Raw genomic sequence first — 16,512 nt, forward strand, 5'->3', positions numbered from 1 at the left:
TCGGTTCTGTTCTATTTGTGCAGGTCTCTGTCCTCGACCTCGATTTCGATCAGGGTCGGTCGCTCGGATTTGAATGCGGTGGCCAAGGCGTCGTGGAGGCCTTCGGCCTTCTCGACATGCGCTGCGGGGCAGCCGAAACCCCTTGCAATCGAGACGAAATCGAGCCCCGGAAGGTCGGTGCCCTGAACATGCTCCTGCGAGCCGAAGCCGAACACGGGCGCGAAATCCTGTAGCGCGGCGTAGCGCCGGTTCTTGAGAATGACGAAGGTAACGGGCACGCCGAGTTGCGCCGCGCTCCAGATTGCCTGGATCGAGTAGAGGCTAGAGCCATCGCCCATGAGGGCGATCACGCGGCGGCCGGGCTTGCCGAGAGCCACGCCGACAGCCGCCGGCATGCCGTAGCCGAGGCCGCCGCTATCCATCGTGTAGAACGATTCACTCTGTGTAATCGGCAGGTGCGCCTGCATCACAGCCCTGGCGCCCGGCGCTTCCTCGACGATGATGCCGTCAGCGGGCTTCGTATCAGCGATGGCCTGCATCACGTAGGCGGTCGAGAGCGGTGCCGTCGGACGCACCCGCGGCGTATCGGGGCGCGCCGGTGGGGCATCGCGTCTCGCTGGCGCCGCACGTGCGAGAAGATCCAGGAGGCCCAGCCGCACGCTGCCGATCGCGGCCATTCCCTCCGGCGTCCATGCGGCGGTCTGCGGATCGTCGGTCAGCTGGCAGAGCTCGGCCCCGGCCGGCAGATGCGGACCGAACCCCTCGACATGATAGGAGAACGCCGGCGCGCCGATCGCGAAGACGAGATCGTGTCCCTGAAGCAAATGGACGATCTTCTCGCGGATGGCCGGCAGAAACCCGGCGAACAGTCGGTGGTCTTCTGGGAAGCTGCAGCGGCCGGACATCGGCGCAGCGAAGACACGCGCATTGTGCGTTTCGGCGAGCTGCCGGACCTCGTCAAATGCGCCGTCGCGATCGACGGCCGCGCCGACCACGAACGCCGGTCGCTTCGCGCGGTCGAGGGCGTATCCGATCTGCTCGAGAATGGCGGGAGCGGGGCGGACCTGCTGGCTGACCATCCGCGCCGGCAGGTATTCGGCAGGACGATCCCAATCGTCCACCGGCACCGAGACCAGGACGGGACCGCAGGGCTGGGTCATGGCGATGTAGTAGGCCCGCGCGATGGCATGCGGCACATCCTCGGCACGCGCGGGTTCGATGCTCCATTTCACATAGGGCTTCGGAAGCTCGGTGGCTTCCCGGGAGGCGAGAAACGGATCGAACGGGAGGATGGAGCGGGCCTGCTGACCGGCCGTAATCACGAGGGGTGTCCGGTTCTTGAACGCGGTGAAGATGTTCCCCATCGCATTGCCGACGCCTGCCGCCGAATGCAGGTTGACGAAGGACGCATTGCGCGTCGCCTGCGCAAAGCCGTCAGCCATGCCGACGACGACGGCCTCCTGAAGTCCGAGAATGTAGCGGAAATCGTCGGGGAAGTTGCGGAACAACGGCAGTTCCGTCGATCCCGGGTTGGCGAAGACGGACGTCATGTCGAGACGGCGCAGCAGGTCGATGACCGCATCGCGCACGGTCGGCGCTTTCACGCGTCGTTGTTCGAACGTATCTGTCCCTGTGGCCATGTTCGCTTCTTCCCGGTTTCCGTTGTTGTCCGGACACTAGGGACGGAGCCTGTTGCAGAGAATTGAAAAAAATGGGAAAAGCCATTACACTCGGTTATGGCATTGAGCATCGAGCAACTGTCGACCTTCACGACGATCGCCAAGGCGGGAAGCCTCGGCCGGGCCGCCGCCCTGCTGAACATGACGCAGCCCGCGCTCAGCCGCGCGATCAAACGGCTGGAGCAGCAGCTCGGCGCCGAACTTTTCGAACGCCACTCCAAGGGAATGCAGCTCACCGATATCGGCAGGGCTTTCCTGCCGCACGCGACGTCGCTGCACGCCGAAGCCTCGCAGGCATTGGAAGAGATTCAGGCGTTGCGCGGCGGCGCGAAGGGAACCGTTCGGGTCGGGGCGGTGGCGAGCATCGCGAGCTCGATCCTGCCGCCCGCGATCGAGCGAACCTTGACCAGGTGGCCTGGTCTCCATTTCGAAGTATTTGAGGGCGTCTGGGATCTGTTGGCGGCGAGTTTGTCGAAACACGAGATCGATCTCGCCCTGGGCGCGGAGGCGCCGGACACGGATGAGATCGTTGCGGTTCGCGATTGCTACTGGGAGGACACGAGCTACGTGGTGGTTTCGTCAAACCATCCGCTCAGGCGTCGCCGAAAGTTGACGCTCGCCGATACGCTTCACGAGAAGTGGACGATCCCGCCGCCTGGCACCGGTCCGCATCAGCATGTCGAACGGGTGTTCGCCGAACAGGGCCTCGGCATGCCCGATGTGATCGTCAGAACGCGCTCGATCACGGTGCTCAAGAGTCTGGTTGTTGATTCTGGGTTTCTGAGTTGGATGGCGGAGCCGATGTTCGAGCCGGAGCGGCGCGCTGGCCTGATTGCTCCGCTTTCGATCGCCGGCGTCGATGGGAGCCGAAGATTGGTGGCATTTCGCCGCCGGCGGGGCCTCCTCGCCGTGCCGGCGCTCAAGCTGCTGGACGAGTTGAGGCGGCTGACCTCGGCGGGAAGCCGCAAACGCTGATCGCAAGTTCGGCCATGGCGACTGGACCGCGTCCTCTAGGAATGCATCGCCTCGCCGTTTCTATAGTCGCGCGGCGCCAATCCGAACTTGATCCGGAAGGCCTTGCTGAAGTGGCTGAGATCGTTGAACCCGTTGTCCATCGCGATCTGGGACACGCCGCGCGCGCGCAAGGCCGGATCCTTCAGTTGTTCGGCGCATCGATCGAGCCGCCTCGACCATATGTAGCGAGACAGGGATGTCCCCTCAGCTTCGAGCAACTGGTTGATATATCGCGTCGACAGCTTGAGCTCGGCCGCAATCGTGGCCGGTGTCAGTTCGGCGTCGTGAACGTTCCGCTCGACCGTCTCCTTCACCCTCATCAGGGCCAGGCTCCGATATTCGGTAAGGGAGGGTGAGCGAGAGTCGGCCAATTCCGCCAACAGGGCGAGCAGAAGGTCCTTGAAGTTCTGCGATACCTTGAGGCCAGCCGCACGGCTCGTGAGATGGGGCGCACGATCGATGAGATGCGACACGTAGCCGAAGACCATCGGCGCGAGCTCTGATCGTTCGCTCAAGTTGCAAGCCGAAAGACGATTCAGCTGCGGAATCCGGCCGACGCACTGCTCGCGGGGGACCCGAATGCACGCGATTTCAAACGGCTCGTGCGAGGAAAGCTTGTAGGGTCTCGTTGCGTCACACAGCGCGCCGTCGCCGATCTTGAGCTGCGCCGAACGCCCGTCCTGCTCGGCGACCAGCGAGCCCGACAGCACGAAATTGAAGACCAGCACAGAGCTGTCCGCGCGGGAGATCCCTGCCGTGCTTCGCTGAGCCACATGGGGTGAAGCCTTGATGCGGCCCAGGTCGAGACCATTGATCGGAGTACAGTGGAAGGACGCATCAAACTGACCTTCGCCGAGCAGCCGGTAGTCAAGGTCGACGAGATTGCGGCACACCACGTCGTGCCAAAAGTCGAAGCGCTCTCGCGGCGGAAGGCTCGCCGTCGACGCGAAGCACGGCTGCATCGAAGCAGCCTTTGTGGCTTCCAGAAGCATCTCTTGATTCCCCTCGATCCGTTACGATGGGGGTTCTTGGGTGCCCCTTCGGCGGTCGATCGCTGACCGTCATCCGCCAGCGCGAAGTTTATTGCTCAATTTTGAGCGATCAAGCACGAAATATGCCAATTTTGCGAATTTGGTCGAGGCATTCCCTGGGGGAAGGAAATTGCGTCCCGCCGTCTCAAACAAGTTTCTGTTCCGTCCGAACCAAGCCGCCTCCGGCCGAAGCTGACAAAAGTGCGCCCGCCAATTCGGTCAGCATTTTTGCATCGGAGAGAATTATGGCTTCAAAGATTAACTCCAGACTTGTCCCCGAGACCGGTATCGCCGACCCCGCGCGACGCGATTTCCTGAAGGCCGCCGCGGCATTGACGGCGGGGGCGACTCTCGGCTCGACCGGCCGCGCCTGGGCCGCCGCCGACAAGAAGATCCGCATTGGATACATCAGTCCGAAGACCGGGCCGTTCGCGCCGTTTGCCGAGGCCGACGATTTCATTCTCGATCAGGTCAGGAAATCGCTCGCCGGCGGATGGTCGGTGGGAGGCTCAAAATACGAGGTCGAGATCATCGCGCGCGACGATCAGAGCAGCCCGGATCGGCAGTCCAATCTCGCAGCAGAGCTGATCAACAAGGAGAATGTCGATCTGATGCTCGCGCAGGTCTCGATCGGTCCGGCGGTGTCGCAGCAATGCGAGCTCAACGGCGTGCCCTGCATTTCGACGATGGGCCCCTGGCAGGCCTGGATGTTCCCGATGAAGGGCGATCCGGCCAAGGGCTTCAAGAACGTGTTTCATTTCTTCTGGGGGATCGAGGACATCGCCTCCGTCTATCTCGACATCTGGAAGGACGCGGACACCAACAAGGTGGTGGGCTCCGTATTTTCGAATGACGTTCCAGGCAACGCGATGGGCGACCTGAAGCTCGGAATGCCGGGCGCCTTCGCCAAAGCCGGTTACAAGATCATCGATATCGGGCGCTTTCCGGTCGGCGCGGATGATTTCTCGACCCACATCCAGGCCTTCAAGAAGGAGGGCGTCGAGATCGTCACTGGCCTGTTCAATCCCCCTGAATGGGCGACGTTCCTCAATCAATCGGCCCAGATGGGATTCAAGCCGAAGGTGTGCACCATCGCGAAAGCGCTGCTCTTCCCGGGCGGCGTGGCGGCTCTTGGACCGCGCGCGGAGGGCATGTCGACCGAGATCTGGTGGTTGCCCAGCTACCCGTTCCGCTCCAGCCTGACCGGGCAAACCGCGGCCGAGCTCGCGGCCTCGTACCAGGAAACCACGAAGCGGGAGTGGACGCAGCCGATCGGCGTCGCGCATGCTCTGTTCGAGGCTGGCGTCCAGGCCCTGAAGGCGAGCGGCGATCCGAAATCCCCGGGCAAGGTTGTCGAAAGCCTCCGCAAGCTCAAGACCGACACGGTCATCGGAAATCTCGATTTCGGTGCAAGCGGCATCGCGAATGTCTCGAAGATCCGGGTGGTCGGCGGGCAGTGGCATGTCGAGGCTGCCGGAAAGCCGCACCTTTCCATCACGAGCAACAGCACGGCGCCGGAAATCAAGACAGAGCGCAAGCTCGAACTGCTCAAGAGCTGACGGCGATGACGGCGTTGCTCGAGCTGCGGGACGTCAGCAAGTATTATCGCGACATGGTCGTGATCCCGGGCCTGACGCTTACGGTTCGGGCTGGCGAGTTCGTCGGCGTGATCGGGCCGAATGGAGCGGGCAAGACCACTCTGTTCGGCCTGATCTCCGGCAATCTCACTTGTAATTCCGGGGCCGTTTATTTCGGAGGGGAAGACGTCACCGCGCTCGGCGCTGATGCGCGTTGCCGCGCGGGCATTGGCCGGACGTTTCAAATTCCCCAACCGTTCCAGGGCATGACCGTGTTCGAGAACGCGCTCGTTGCAGCGACCTTCGGAGCTTCGCTGCACGGCAAGAAGGCGCAGCACAAGGCGAGGGAAGCGCTCTGTAGCTGCGGCATTGAGCATCTCGGCGATACCCCCGCCGGGCGCCTTACGTTGCTCCAGCGCAAGAGGCTCGAACTGTCTCGAGCGCTTGCGACCGAGCCACGGTTGCTGCTGCTCGACGAAGTCGCGGGCGGGCTGACCGACGCCGAGGTCGGCGAACTGCTGGAACTCGTCACCTCGATCCACAAGGCCGGCGTGACCGTGATCTGGATCGAGCATCTCGTCCACGCGCTGGTCTCGTCAGCCGATCGTCTGCTCGTGCTGTCGGAGGGAAGGTTGCTCGGCGACGGTGCGCCTGGCGCGGTCATGAGCAGCCGCGAAGTTCGCGACGTGTATCTTGGATCCGATCTTGACGAGCAGGCGCATCATGCTGTGCACTGAAGCTCTCAACGCAAACTACGGCATGTTTCAGGCCTTGTTCGGCATCAACTTCTCGGTCGGGCGTGGCGAGGTGGTGTCGCTGATCGGGGCGAATGGCGTCGGGAAGTCGACGCTCCTTCGCGCCATCGTGGGGTCGGTCCAGGTCGCCGCCACGAGCGTGCTGCTTGACGGAAAACCGGTCGGCGGCTCCGTCGAGATCGACCAACTGAACCGTGGAATTGCGCTGGTGCCCGAAGGTCGCCGGCTGTTTCCCAGCCTGACCGTCGAGGAGAATCTGCTGCTCGCCGCGCGAAATGGCCGTCGTGGTCCATGGACGCCCGACCGTCTCTATCGTGAATTGCCGGTTCTCCAGAAGCTGCGGTCTCGTCCCGCCACGGCGCTTTCCGGCGGTCAGCAGCAGCTCGTGGCGGTCGGCCGGGCACTGGTCACGAATCCCGACTTCCTGCTCTGCGACGAGATATCGCTCGGGCTTTCGCCGGTCGCGGTCGAGGCGGTCTACGAGTTGCTCGCCACCGTCATCGACGAAGGCATGGCAATCGTCCTTGTCGAGCAGAATGTACGTCGCGCGCTCGCCAGGTCGTCGAGGTACTACTGCATGTTGAAGGGAAATGTCGTGCTCGAGGGAAACTCAAAGACCGCCGACTATGCGCGCGTGTCGGCCGCGTATTTTGGAGACTGATCGTGCAGATCGCCGCGGAAACGTTGCTGAACGGGTTGATGCTGGGTGCGCTCTATGCGCTGTTCGGGCTTGGCCTGAGCCTGAGCGTCGGGGTCATGCGCATGATCAACATCGCCCATGGCGATCTGATCGTCGTGGGGGCCTATCTGACCAGTGCGGTGATGAGCGGCGCGGGCGCTGGTGCTTTCACCGCGTTGCTCGTGGTGATTCCGATGATGTTCGCGCTCGGTTGGCTGCTTCAGGTTACCTTGCTCAATCGCGTCGTCGGACGCGATCCTCTCGCTCCGCTGCTTCTGACATTCGGCCTCTCGATCGTGTTGCAGAATGTCCTCCAGGAAATGTTTTCGGCCGACACCCGCAGTTTGCAGGCTGGCGATCTGGCTGGTCTCGGCTTCAGCGTTGCCGGTGTTTCCGTCGGCGTTCTTCCGCTGCTCTCCGCGCTCGCGAGCGTCGCGTTGCTTGGGGCGACGCACTGGTTGGTCGGGCACACGCATTTCGGACGCCAGGCGCGCGCAGTGTCAGACGATCCGGGCACCGCAAGGCTGGTCGGCGTGAACGATCGCCGCTTCTTTGCGATTGTAACCGGGGTCATCTTTTCGACCATCGGCGTCGCGGCCGTGCTGTACGCGCTCAGAACGCCGTTTTCGCCGACGGCCGGGCCCGAGCGGCTGCTGTATTCGTTCGAAGCGGTGGTGCTCGGCGGACTGGGCAATATCTGGGGTACGTTTTTCGGCGGGCTCGTGATCGGCGTCGCTCAACTCTTCGGCGCGAAGATCGCCTCGGGCCTCGGTCCGTTCTTCGGTCATTTCGTATTCCTCGTCGCTTTGCTCGCTCGTCCTCAAGGTCTGTTCGGAAAGGCGGCATCATGACCGCGGTCACCCTTTCGAGTACGAATTCCAAGACGACATTGGCGCGGATTTCCTTGGGGGCTGGGCTCCTTGTTGTCACCACGCTCGCAGTCTTGGTTCCCTGGTTGTCGACGTTCGCCGTGCAGCGGCTGCTCGTCGAAGTCTTCACGCTGTTTGCCGTCGCCCTCGCCTGGAATCTGCTCGCCGGCTACGGTGGTTTGGTTGCCATCGGCTTGCACGTGTTTGTCGGCGTAGGTGCCTATTCGCTGTTCACGCTATCGAACCAGCTGCAACTCAATCCGTTTCTGCTGCTGCCTGCCGCAGCCGTCTTTGCCGCCGCCTTCGCGCTCGTTTCGGCCTGGCCGATGTTTCGCCTGAGCGGCGCCTACTTTGCGGTCGGCACATGGGTTCTCGCCGAAATGATGAGGATACTGACGTTGAATTCGCCATGGCTGGGAGCCGGAGGCGGCATGCCGCTGGAGGCGATGGGCGATATCGATCGGTGGACGCGCAACGCGGGGGTGTACTGGGCAGCGTTGTTAGTCGGCGTCGGATCGCTTGTCGCGAGCCGACAGGTGCTACGCGGCGCGCTGGGGCTTGCGTTGATGAGTGTGCGTGACTCCGAACCTGCCGCGTTGGCCAGCGGCGTTCCGGTCGCCCGTGCGAAGATCGCGCTTTGGGTCCTGTGCGCCGTCATGGCGGGGCTAGCCGGCGCGGTCTCGTACATGAATACGCTTCAGGTCACGCCGGATGCCTCGTTCTCGCTGAACTGGACCGCCGCGGCGATCTTCATTGCCGTTCTCGGCGGCATCGGAACGCTGGAAGGCCCGATCGTGGGGACCCTTGTTTATTTCCTGCTGCGCGAGACCTTTGCGGGCTATGGCGCCTGGTACTTCATTGGGGTCGGGCTGCTTGCGATCTTGACCATGGTGGCAGCCCCAGGCGGCGCCGTTTCTCTCATTCCGGAAAAGTGGCGCCTTGATCCGTTCCGGATACGCCGGCGCATGGCCGAGTCCGATCCGGACCGATCCGCGTCATTCCCCACAACCTGAAACCTGGTTCGGAGATCTCGCCATGCAGGACACGAAATTCAAAGTCGCGGTCGTTCAGGCCGCACCGGTATTCATGGATGCGCCAGCTTCCGTGGCCAAGGCGATTCGTTTCATCGAGGAGGCGGGTGCAGCAGGGGCGAAGCTGCTGGCGTTCCCGGAGGTCTGGATTCCAGGCTATCCTTGGTGGCTTTGGCTCGGGACGCCGGCTTGGGGAATGCAGTTTGTACCCCGCTATCACGCCAATTCGCTGCGTGCTGATGGGCCCGAAATCCTCGATCTTTGTGCGGCAGCCGCCGAAGCGAAAATCAATGTTGTGATGGGCTTCTCCGAAATCGAGGGAGGAACGCTCTACCTCAGTCAAGTTTTCATTAGCGATGCGGGAAAGATCATCTTCAACCGCCGAAAGCTCAAGCCGACCCACGTCGAACGTACGCTATTTGGTGAAGGAGATGGGTCCGATTTCCGCGTCGTCGACAGCAGCGTCGGACGCCTCGGAGCCTTGTGCTGTGCCGAGCACATTCAGCCGTTGTCGAAATACGCCATGTACTCGATGCACGAGCAAGTTCACGTGGCGTCGTGGCCATCCTTTACGCTGTATCGCGGCAAAGCCTACGCTTTGGGCCATGAGGTCAATCTCGCCGCCAGCCAGATCTACGCGCTAGAGGGAGGTTGCTTCGTCCTGCATGCCTCGGCAATTACTGGTCAAGATATGTTCGACATGCTTTGCGATACTCCGGAAAAGGCCGATTTGCTGAACGCGGAGGGAGCGAAGCCGGGTGGAGGCTATTCGATGATCTTCGGCCCCGATGGTCAGCCGATGTGCGAGCATCTGCCGCAGGACCAGGAAGGCATGCTTTATGCTGACGCAGACTTGTCAATGATTGCAATCGCCAAAGCGGCCTACGACCCTTCGGGGCACTACGCCCGCGGTGACGTCGTCCGGCTCATGGTCAACCGCAGCCCGCGTCGCACGAGCGTCAGCTTCAGCGAAGACGAAACGGCCGCGGTCACTTTCACCGAGACTTGAACGGTCTACCCGAGCTGGTCGACGTGCGGAGTACCGTGTGGGGTTGCCTTTTATGATAGGAACGGTGTGGCTTGAGGTCTTACAGTGACTCCGATTAGCATTGACGACTATCGAAGCCTCGCTAGGCGTCGCCTTCCGCGAATGGTGTTTGACTATCTTGATGGGGGAGCCGAAAGCGAACGTGGTTTGCACCGAAATCTTAGAGCTTTTGCGGCGATCAGTTTTGCTCCTCGGCGGCTGGTCGATGTCAGCCAGCGCAGTTTGTCCGTATCTCTATTCGGACGGACGCTTCCAACGCCCTTTGTGGTCGCACCGACGGGCCTGAATGGTGCTCTGTGGCCTGACGGCGATGTTGCGTTAGCCCGGGCTGCTCGCAGTGCAGGAATCCCGTTTGTACTTTCGACCGCATCGAACGCGACAATTGAGGACGTCGCGGAACGGGCGGGCGGTGATCTTTGGTTTCAGCTTTACGTCGTGCAGCGAGGTCTGGCGCAGCAGCTTGTCGGCAGGGCCAAAGAAGCGGGTTACCGTGTGCTGGTCCTCACCGTTGATGTTGCGGTGAATGGCAAAAGGCACCGTGATCTGCGAAATGGGTTTGCGATTCCGTTTCGCCAGACTCCCCGATCGGTTCTGGACGCCGTAACTCATCCAAGGTGGGCGCTCGGGCAGATCCGCCATGGGTTGCCCCAGCTCGCAAATTTTGCCAGCCCTGACGCAACCGACGTGAACGCACAAGCCGCCTTGATGCGTCGGCAGATGGATGCCAGCTTCTGCTGGAAGGATCTTCAGGCGCTCCGCGACGTCTGGCCGGGTAAGCTTATAGTGAAGGGCATTATGACTCCGACCGACGCAAGTCGATGCCGGGAGCTTGGCATTGATGCCGTCGTTCTGTCCAATCATGGAGGACGGCAGATCGAGGACGTTCCGGCGCCCATAGATGTGTTAGCGGAAATCTCGAATCAGAATGCGATGCCGCTCCTCGTCGATGGCGGCATACGTCGCGGAGCAGATGCGGTAAAGGCGTTGGCGCTCGGTGCCAAAGCGGTGTTGTTGGGACGCGCCATCCTTTATGGTCTCGCCGCCGCGGGCGAAGAAGGGGCTAGTCACGTGGTTGAAATCCTCACTGCCGAAGTCGATACGACGCTGGCGCTTATCGGCTGTCCAGAGGCCGCACGTCTTGACAGCCAGTTCATTCAATCGTGAGGAGCCACAGACCGTCGCGCTGGCGTCAAAGCAGACGCGCCGCTGGCCGCGCGCCCAAAGCAACGCAGTCGACCTCGGCACGGTCTTCGGTGATGGCATTTCAGGCTGCCAAACGAGCAGCTTGAAGCGGGACCGACGCAGCCCAACGGCTGACTCCGGGTTTCGGCCGTAGCTCAAATGGTAGGTTTTGGCCCAGGAAAGTGAATATGCCTTTTCTATCAATGAGGATTGACTGACATTCTCTCCTCCATTTCTACGCCACGGTTCTCCCCAGTATCCGATTGCTCGAATCTACCGCAGGGCCACCGAAGAATTCCGTGATTTTGCGCTAATCACTCGCGCAAAAGCTCCCGACTGACCATTCGGAAGCGGATAGCGGAGAAGGATATCTAACACCTTTGGTGCGCGCACTAGGACGTTGACGTAGCGTGTTACGGCAGGTGTGATGGTCGATCAATTTGGGTCACCATGACAGTTGCAGAGAAAATCGTTCGCGCCGTTCGCGAACAACCAGGCCTGACAGAGCGTCAGCTAGCCGACCGTCTGTTTGGAGAGAACGCGGCGATTCAGCGCGTTAATCCTACATGCCGGAAGCTTGTCGCGCAGGGCTTGCTCTTACGCCGGGGGACCGGATGGAGGGCCGATCCGTTCAGGTATCACCCGGCGAAGCGAGAGCACTAGCCGCGAACTTCCGGGAAGACGTCCCAGCTTTCACCGGGAAATTCGGGAAGATTGTGAGTTCCGCATAGACAAATGGCTCATTGTTTGCGCGGACTAGTTTGCGGAAACTCTCTGCACGCAGCGGCACGCTACAACGCTAGCGGAACTACAACACCAGCGCCGGGTATGGGGCGCTGGTGTTTTTTCGCGATGTCGCGGCCTGTTCTACCGCGGTCTGTGCCAGCGATGGGGGCGGGCTTTTGCTTGCCCTTGACCGGGCCGCTCGCCTCTGAAACGTCAGAAAGAAACGATCCATAATCCCCGATTAACCTCGCCGTAAAGTGCCTCCGAGAGGACTGTCAACGGACATAATTGGCCCGCAATGATTGCGGAAACGGCCGTGCATGTTTGCTATGTATCTCCATCAGCGGCGGACAGTAATTGCCGCAGGGGAATTGTTGTTGAGCCTGTCGCTTTGCGGCTGTGCGACTTCCACAGGTTCATCATTGATGGACGCGCGAGATGAAATGCCCGCGCGTGCCAAGCCGGACACCTATCTTCCGGTAGAGGATTTGCCGAAGCCGCGCAAAAATCCCTCGATGACGGCCGATCAACAATCGAAGCTCCTGAATGAATTGAGCGCCACGCGCGAACGCCAGACGGCGGCTGCCAAAGCGCAAGGTGGGCCGACCGCTGATCCCGTAAAGCCATAGCCAGGTCACCGCGTCGCCCTTCACGCCTTCGAGCGCCTTGGCGACCTCGATGTGCGAATGGCTGATGATCTTGCCGTTGCGGCTGAAGAGTGTGACCTTGCCGTCGCGGATCTCTGAAACCGTCCGGAAGCCATCGTACTTGTCCTCGAACACCCAATTGGAATCGTCGAACGGGCCTCGGTCAGCGTCGCCAGCATTGGTTGCAAACGCTTCGGCAGCATGGACTTGCGGCTCATCGCCGGAGACACCGTCGGTCGTGAAATGGCTCGGCGGCCGCAGGTGCGCGCCTCCATGAGGATGATACGGTCGGCCTCCGAAGGCTGAACGAGTAACAGGCAACGATCGTCGCCGTGCCGGTTATCCAGTGGCCCTTTCCCGCGATAGCCACCGTAGCGAGCTTCAGCGGCTCCACGGTGGCGGTTGGCACCGCCAACAGGAACAGCGATGGGTATGGTCCAAGAGCTTCGACCGTCCGTCTCAGCTTCATGCGAGCAGGTCTCCGCCGGCGATTTGCCTCCGCTTGCCGTAACAGCCTGCCCGACGCAGGTCTGCTTGCTGCGGTACGATCAAATTAATGAGACGTTGGGCAGAGCGCGCCCTGCAGGATCCTGCCGGTGGAGGACCGATTGCAACGCCGTTGTCGCTGACGGGGGCGGTCTCAGGATTGTCGGCCGAAATCGCGACTGCAAATCTCGCTAACGACCGCCCTGGGTGATCCACGTGCGCTGCACGGTTCATTCCGATCGAACAGGGAAATTGGAAGCGGTGGTGGATACTCAAATGATGGCCAAGGTCTCGTCTGCCGTCGCCAGTGAAACCGAGCGAAGGTTTCATTCACGATTTGGAATTTCCAGCTTCGAAGATGACTCTTGGTCCCTGAGATCCTCGCGGACGTTTTGCGTTTCGGCGACCGGATCGTCATGCAAAAAATGCTCTTGTGGGGAAATCGCTCGTGAAGAAGACTCTCATTTCGGCAGCGTCAATTGTCGCCTTAACAACTGCAGGCCATGCAAGCGAACTTTCCGACATTCAAGCGCAATCCCAACAGTTGCGCGAGCAGAATCTCGCGCTGATCAAGCGGCTCGCCAAGCTCGAGAAGCGACAGCGCGAGCTGGAGGCTGGACAGGCAAAACAGTCTGCAGGCGCGGAGCGGCCGACCGATCCGATAAAGGTCGGTCAGGCTGCCTACAAGGCAGTCAGCAAGAAGGCGTCACCGTTCAATAGTGGCCTGACCTGGAACGGAATTACGCTATATGGCGCCGTGGATCTCAGCCTGAGTTACCTGGACCACGCTCAACCATTGAGTTCAACCTACGGGGCAGGCGTGAATTACCTGATCTCCAGGAACAGCAACGGTCGATACTTTGGTGTTACCGGGAATGCGCTTAGCTCCTCATTCGTAGGTCTCAAGGGAGATGTCGAACTGACGGAGGGGCTGTCGGGGGTATTCAACCTTCAATCAGGATTTAACCCCTGGTCCGGCAAACTTTCCGATGGACTCGGATCCATTGCACAGAACAATGGGTTGCCGGTCAGTGCGCAGACCTCATTTGGAGACTCTGCAAAAGATGGTCAGGTATTCAATATTGCCGCCTATGCCGGTCTAAAGTCCTCGACCTTTGGAACCCTGACCTATGGCCGACAGAGCTCGCTGACGTCGGACGGCGTCGCCAACTATGACCCCATGGGCAATTCGGGTGCGTTTTCCGTAATCGGCTTCCAGGGAGCCACCGGTGGTGCTGGAGACACCGAGGATCGGATCTACGACAATTCCTTCAAATATCTGGTGAATATTGGCGTCATCCGCGCGGCCGTCGAAACCCGGGTCCGATCTGGTTTCGGTGGCGCCACAGGCAATGCTATTCAGGGGCAAATCGGAGGGGACTATGCCGGCCTGTCCTTGGATGCGATCTTCAGCCAGACTGAGGACGCTATCTCGGCAGCGCCGCTGCCGGTAGGCACAATACTCCCGACATCTCTCACGAATCCGGGAAGCGGATTTGTTGCGGGAACGATCTCCGATAACACCAGCGTTATGCTTCTTGCCAAGTATGCCATCGGGCCTGTGAAGCTTTACGGCGGCTACGAGCACATCCAATTCGCCAACCCGAATAACCCTCTGGCCGTGGGCCAATCCATCCTAGGGGGCTACACGCTTGCCAGCGTCAACAACACCGCCTTCACGACCGATAGGGTCCTCCAGGTATTTTGGACCGGCGCAAGATATGCGGTTAGGCCTGACCTTGACCTGAACGTAGCGTACTATCATGAAGAGCAGAACAGTTTTCAGGGTGGAACACCCGCTACTTTGAATACGCGTCGTTGTACCGACGCGAGCCTGTCGCAGTGCAGCGGACAACTGGATGCGGTTTCCTTCCTCGCCGACTACAGATTCGCGAAGCAGTTCGATGCCTATGCGGGCATCATGTGGTCACAAGTGTCGAACGGTCTCGCAAGCGGTTTCCTGCATAGGTCCGCGTTCGATCCTACCGTCGGCTTGCGTTTCCAATTTTGAGAACTAATTGCCGGGCGATCAGGAGACATCGCCAAGAGAATCTGGAGCGATCGTATCTACGGCCCTAGGTTTTGGGCGATCCGCGCTTGAAGGTCTGCTTTCCACAAGCTACTAGCAAGGAATGGGATGTCCGAATATCGCGGGAATAACGAGGCTATCTTTCTTTGTTCGCTTGGTGCCGCGATCCAGAACATCAAGCTCGGGGTTTCAGCGGAGAGGCTAACATCCGCGTGGTTGACCGTCGGCGGCGAGGATCTGACCTACCGCGAGCTTGCCGAAGTTCTAGGTTACCCCGGCTGGAGGAAGGCTTACGGCACGCTTTCAATCGGCTACCCCACCGTTGATCAAGACCGTCGACACCGTCGGCCCCTTGACAAATTAGTACACTGGAACGGCTATCAGCCAAGCCAGTATCGACGACAAGCACAGGTCGACTTCTACGAGAATACGCTGCGTCCTTTCGCGATGTACCGCGGCGAAGAGTCCATGAACGCTTGGCCTGACCGCGACGAGATGCTCGGAAGGTGGAAAGATGGCTTTACAGGCAACGTAACCAATCCCGACGGCATGCTGGAGCAAGAGTCGGACCTCTCCAAGCCAAGGGTCGTTGGTCAGGCGACAACGCGGCGCAAAAGATCGGATACAAAAATCGTGTGACCAGGCCTTCCAAAATTCTTCTTTGCAACTTGGCCAACAACCGTGCCATCCGGACGTGACCGGCTGGGGTAGCAAAAAGAGTCGCATTGAAACAGAGAGATCTCTAGCCAGTGCGCCGCAAGTTCACGAGGAATACACCTGCACCGGGAGCCGTTCGAAACTGTGCAGGACGTTATTGAAGTGGCGCTTGGGCTCAGTGGCGGGGCCTCAAACCCAGCCAGCATCTTGAATCATGTTCGTCCTATCCGGAATTCCCCTCGATTCAATTGATCTGTAAACCGTTCTGGCGCGCGGGCGCCCGACCGCACGGAAATTTGCATCTGTGGTCGGCGCAGACGCAGGCGCCCTCTAACGGCCTCCACGCGCGCCGGCAAACCTCGGCATATTTGTCGAAACGATCGATAGATACCCGCTTTGAGATAACACCGGCAACGACACCGTTGCATCTTCGTTTCGCCATCTCCGCTTTACGCAACAGCGCAGCGCCTCCATTCGATTGGTTACCCCGCGACTGCGCATGAGATCGAACTGATCTTTGACGCCGACCGTTGCACCATGCGCCGCCGGCCGACGGCGCATGCAACTCGCCATGTCCGAGAGGCCCGCGAGAGCCCATGTTCGGCCATTTTGGAAGATCCATCTTCAACCCAAGTGAGGAACTCAACTAGCTCGCGATCGTATTCTCGGCGTGCAGGCCTGGTCGAACTGTCGAAGTGCGGCGAACTCGTCGCGCGAGCAGCACGCCTCTGCGGTTGGCCCGCCCTTTCGGGCGGGGCGACCATGATGGTCGCTGTGACGAGAAGCGAGCTTAGTTCAGCTCTCCAAGCCCGCCCCGACCCGGAAACGATCTGGAGGACTTGGCGCGCGTCCGAGACGTCAAGTGGGGCATGACGAGCGACGAGTCTACGGACGCTCGGGCGTCCCCGACATACGGTACCGGCCCGGCGCCGGGACAGCCGTAGGGATACTGGGCTGCGTGCGCGGCGGGCTCTTGGGTCTGCCACTGGGCAAATGCCGGCGCCACTGCTATCGCCGATAGCACGATGGCAACGCCAAACAAACTGGACTTCATCGTGATCTTCCTTCTTCACAACCGGCGCAACCATGCGCGACCGCTCAC

General features: G+C 60.7%; 12 protein-coding genes and 1 pseudogene. 10 read left to right on the forward strand and 3 right to left on the reverse strand.

All coding sequences use genetic code 11. The annotated features are described in order from the left end of the window. Positions 1-11: 11 nt before the first annotated feature. The gene (gene mdlC / locus AC1VNY_RS18175; protein ID WP_482406199.1) at positions 12-1,640 is read right to left on the reverse strand and encodes a benzoylformate decarboxylase; all 1,629 of its coding nucleotides are present in this window, start codon (positions 1,638-1,640) and stop codon (positions 12-14) included. A gap of 96 nt (positions 1,641-1,736) precedes the next feature. Between mdlC and AC1VNY_RS18180 the strand changes: the two genes are divergently transcribed. Beyond that, positions 1,737-2,654, forward strand: coding sequence for a LysR family transcriptional regulator (locus AC1VNY_RS18180; RefSeq protein ID WP_482406200.1), 918 nt, complete (start codon positions 1,737-1,739; stop codon positions 2,652-2,654). A gap of 35 nt (positions 2,655-2,689) precedes the next feature. Here AC1VNY_RS18180 and AC1VNY_RS18185 read toward each other — a convergent pair whose 3' ends face one another. Next, on the reverse strand, positions 2,690-3,685 hold the full coding sequence (locus AC1VNY_RS18185) for an AraC-like ligand-binding domain-containing protein (protein ID WP_482406201.1): 996 nt from the start codon (positions 3,683-3,685) through the stop codon (positions 2,690-2,692). A 284-nt stretch (positions 3,686-3,969) separates the two neighbouring features. Here AC1VNY_RS18185 and AC1VNY_RS18190 point away from each other — a divergent pair, with 284 nt between their 5' ends. The 7 genes from AC1VNY_RS18190 to AC1VNY_RS18220 all read left to right on the forward strand — a co-directional run bounded on the left by AC1VNY_RS18190 (position 3,970) and on the right by AC1VNY_RS18220 (position 10,847). Then, positions 3,970-5,283, forward strand: a complete 1,314-nt coding sequence (locus AC1VNY_RS18190; protein ID WP_482406202.1) for an ABC transporter substrate-binding protein — start codon at positions 3,970-3,972, stop codon at positions 5,281-5,283. A gap of 5 nt (positions 5,284-5,288) precedes the next feature. Then, the gene (locus tag AC1VNY_RS18195) at positions 5,289-6,038 is read left to right on the forward strand and encodes an ABC transporter ATP-binding protein (protein WP_482406203.1); all 750 of its coding nucleotides are present in this window, start codon (positions 5,289-5,291) and stop codon (positions 6,036-6,038) included. Next, entirely contained in the window at positions 6,025-6,717 is a 693-nt protein-coding gene (locus AC1VNY_RS18200; RefSeq protein WP_482406204.1) for a branched-chain amino acid ABC transporter ATP-binding protein, read from the forward strand. Before AC1VNY_RS18195 ends, AC1VNY_RS18200 begins: the two co-directional genes overlap by 14 nt. A 2-nt stretch (positions 6,718-6,719) precedes the next feature. After that, positions 6,720-7,586 carry a branched-chain amino acid ABC transporter permease gene (locus AC1VNY_RS18205; protein WP_482406205.1) on the forward strand — a complete coding sequence of 289 codons (867 nt, stop codon included), beginning with the start codon at positions 6,720-6,722 and terminating at the stop codon, positions 7,584-7,586. Next, the gene (locus tag AC1VNY_RS18210; protein WP_482406206.1) at positions 7,583-8,617 is read left to right on the forward strand and encodes a branched-chain amino acid ABC transporter permease; all 1,035 of its coding nucleotides are present in this window, start codon (positions 7,583-7,585) and stop codon (positions 8,615-8,617) included. Before AC1VNY_RS18205 ends, AC1VNY_RS18210 begins: the two co-directional genes overlap by 4 nt. 22 nt (positions 8,618-8,639) lie before the next feature. Further along, on the forward strand, positions 8,640-9,644 hold the full coding sequence (locus AC1VNY_RS18215; RefSeq protein WP_482406207.1) for a nitrilase: 1,005 nt from the start codon (positions 8,640-8,642) through the stop codon (positions 9,642-9,644). Between the two features lie 84 nt (positions 9,645-9,728). Continuing rightward, complete coding sequence (locus tag AC1VNY_RS18220) at positions 9,729-10,847, forward strand: alpha-hydroxy-acid oxidizing protein (protein WP_482406208.1); 1,119 nt, start codon at positions 9,729-9,731, stop codon at positions 10,845-10,847. A gap of 1,379 nt (positions 10,848-12,226) precedes the next feature. Here AC1VNY_RS18220 and AC1VNY_RS18225 read toward each other — a convergent pair. Then, a pseudogene (locus tag AC1VNY_RS18225) lies at positions 12,227-12,456 on the reverse strand (ATP-dependent DNA ligase); the annotation flags it as partial. 716 nt (positions 12,457-13,172) lie between these two features. Here AC1VNY_RS18225 and AC1VNY_RS18230 point away from each other — a divergent pair. Beyond that, entirely contained in the window at positions 13,173-14,735 is a 1,563-nt protein-coding gene (locus tag AC1VNY_RS18230; protein WP_482406209.1) for a porin, read from the forward strand. A 126-nt stretch (positions 14,736-14,861) separates the two neighbouring features. After that, a complete protein-coding gene (locus AC1VNY_RS18235; protein ID WP_482406210.1) occupies positions 14,862-15,392 on the forward strand; it encodes a hypothetical protein in 531 nt (176 codons plus the stop codon). Positions 15,393-16,512: the final 1,120 nt, after the last annotated feature.

The organism is Bradyrhizobium ferriligni (assembly GCF_056837965.1).